This window comes from Bacteroides sp. (genome assembly GCF_029057325.1).
Lineage (GTDB): Bacteria > Bacteroidota > Bacteroidia > Bacteroidales > Bacteroidaceae > Bacteroides.
The window spans coordinates 1-2401 of the sequence record NZ_JAICZW010000049.1; the positions used below are offsets into that span (position 1 = coordinate 1).

Here is a 2401-nt window from a genome sequence, read left to right on the forward strand (position 1 = left end):
GGGAATCTACCGCATACCGTTCGTTCGTGGTGATGTGGGTCAGTTTCCCTTTCAGATGCTCCGCCTCCTCGCGGGAAGAAACCGGACGGATGCCGATGGCTTGGGCGATGTTGAGATGCTTTTCGTTCAGGTCGCCGAAAGAACGTTTGTAGCTGACGACTCCCCGGATGTTGCGGGGCTCGTTCAATTTGAGCGACATGTCTTTCTTCTTGCAGCCGGTGAGGGTGAACGAAGCAATCATTCCGGCAAGCAGCAAGAAGGGAATCCAATGAGTTTTAGTATCTGTTTTCATTTTCAAATGATTTAAGTTTCGCATATCTTTAAGCGGTTGTCAGGATACAAAGTTGACAAGGCTGCGAGGAAGGACAATGCCGATTCCTATCAGATGCCCCATTCATAAGACAGGCAGTAAGAAGGGCCTTGTACGCTTGTTTACTTGTTCGCTGAAAACAGGTTCAAGAACTTGCGGAACTTGAGCTAATGAGTACTATTTGTGGTAAAAATTCCCGCAAAGATAAGTAAACCGTCGAAACTGCAGGAACAGATGGCGGCTTTTTTCGGGTCTTTTTGTAACTTTGCGGCGAATTTTAGAATGCAAAAAGAACGTGCAACGATATTTTGTATATTTGGCATACGATGGCACCGCCTATCACGGTTGGCAGATTCAGCCCAACGGAGCGAGCGTGCAAGCGTGTTTGATGAAGGCGCTCTCCACTTTGTTGCGCCGAGAGGTGGATGTAGTGGGGGCGGGGCGTACCGATGCCGGTGTGCACGCTTCCTTGATGGTGGCCCATTTCGACAGCGAGACTCCGCTGGATCCTGCCTTTATGACCGATAAGCTGAATCGGCTTCTTCCTCCTGACATCTCCGTCTATCGGCTGCGTGCCGTAAAGCCGGATGCGCACGCCCGCTTTGACGCGACGGCACGTAAATATCGATACTATGTGACTACCGCCAAGAGGCCTTTCGGCCGTCAGTATCGTTGCCGTCTGTTCCGGACGCCGGATTTTGAACGGATGAACGAAGCGGCGCAAACCTTGTTCGACTATACGGACTTTACCAGTTTCAGCAAGCTGCATACGGATGTCAAGACCAACAACTGCCGGATTATACATGCCCGCTGGACACAGCAGGATGAGGTGACGTGGGTATTCACTATTCAAGCCGACCGATTCTTGCGCAACATGGTGCGTGCCATTGTCGGAACACTGCTCGAGGTGGGGGGCGGCAAGCTCTCCGTCGAAGGATTCCGGCGTGTCATCGAGCAGAAGGACCGTTGCCGGGCAGGCACGTCTGTTCCCGGTAATGCCTTGTTTCTGGTAGATGTCGCCTATCCGGAAGAAATTTTTTTAGTGGATAATGGATGATTGGGGGATGGTAATGAACTATCTTCCCTTCTCTTTCCTGTGAACTTGATTTTTTAATTTTCAATTTTCAACTTTTATGTGGCTTCTTCTCGCTTTCCTTTCTGCCGCCTTGTTGGGGTTTTATGATGCTTTCAAGAAACAGTCGCTTCGCGACAATGCCGTGCTTCCGGTGCTGTTTCTGAACACGATATTTTCCAGCCTGATATTCCTTCCTTTTATTCTGCTGTCTGCCTTTGCGCCTGCTGTGCTGGAAGGCACGCTGTTCGATGTTCCCGTGGTGGGGTGGGAGGCGCATAAGTACATTGTCGTGAAGTCGTTCATTGTGCTTTCTTCCTGGATATTCGGCTATTTCGGGATGAAGCATTTGCCGCTTACCATTGTCGGACCGATTAATGCCACTCGCCCGGTGATGGTGCTGGTGGGGGCTATGCTGGTGTTTGGCGAGCGGTTGAACCTTTACCAGTGGATAGGCGTGATGCTTGCCATACTCTCCTTCTTTATGCTGAGCCGTTCGGGGAAGAAGGAAGGCATCGATTTCAAGCATAACAAGTGGATTCTCTTCATTGTGTTGGCTGCTGTGGCGGGTGCTGTCAGCGGACTGTATGACAAATACCTGATGAAACACCTCAATCCGATGTTGGTGCAGTCGTGGTACAATGTCTATCAGGTCTTCATTCTGTGTCCCGTCATTCTGCTCTTGTGGTTTCCCAAGCGAAAGGAAAGTACCCCGTTCCGTTGGGATTGGACCATTGTCTGCATCTCCCTTTTCCTTTGCGCGGCAGACTTCGCTTACTTCTATGCCCTGAGTTACGAAGACTCTATGATTTCCATCGTTTCGATGGTCCGCCGTGGCAGCGTGGTGGTTTCCTTCCTGTTCGGTGCGCTCTTCTTCCGTGAAAAGAATTTGAAAAGCAAGGCTGTTGACCTCGTTTTGGTGTTGATTGGAATGTTCTTCTTGTATTTGGGGAGCAGATAAAAAGTAATAAAGTTGTCGGTTTGTTTGCACAGATGTGGATCTGTCTCTTATAACAATA

Annotated in this window: 3 protein-coding genes; 2 read left to right on the forward strand and 1 reads right to left on the reverse strand. The window is 49.8% G+C overall.

Translation table 11 applies throughout. From position 1 onward, the window contains the following. Window positions 1-292 (reverse strand): DUF5715 family protein (locus K2G43_RS03365; protein ID WP_300152969.1); only part of this gene is annotated, 292 nt, incomplete at its 3' end. Between the two features lie 313 nt (window positions 293-605). On the opposite strand from K2G43_RS03365, the gene truA reads away from it, so the two are divergent. Both truA and K2G43_RS03375 read left to right on the forward strand, forming a co-directional pair. After that, window positions 606-1367, forward strand: coding sequence for a tRNA pseudouridine(38-40) synthase TruA (truA, locus tag K2G43_RS03370; RefSeq protein ID WP_300152970.1), 762 nt, complete (start codon window positions 606-608; stop codon window positions 1365-1367). A gap of 76 nt (window positions 1368-1443) precedes the next feature. After that, the gene (locus K2G43_RS03375; RefSeq protein ID WP_297644007.1) at window positions 1444-2343 is read left to right on the forward strand and encodes a DMT family transporter; all 900 of its coding nucleotides are present in this window, start codon (window positions 1444-1446) and stop codon (window positions 2341-2343) included. Window positions 2344-2401: the final 58 nt, after the last annotated feature.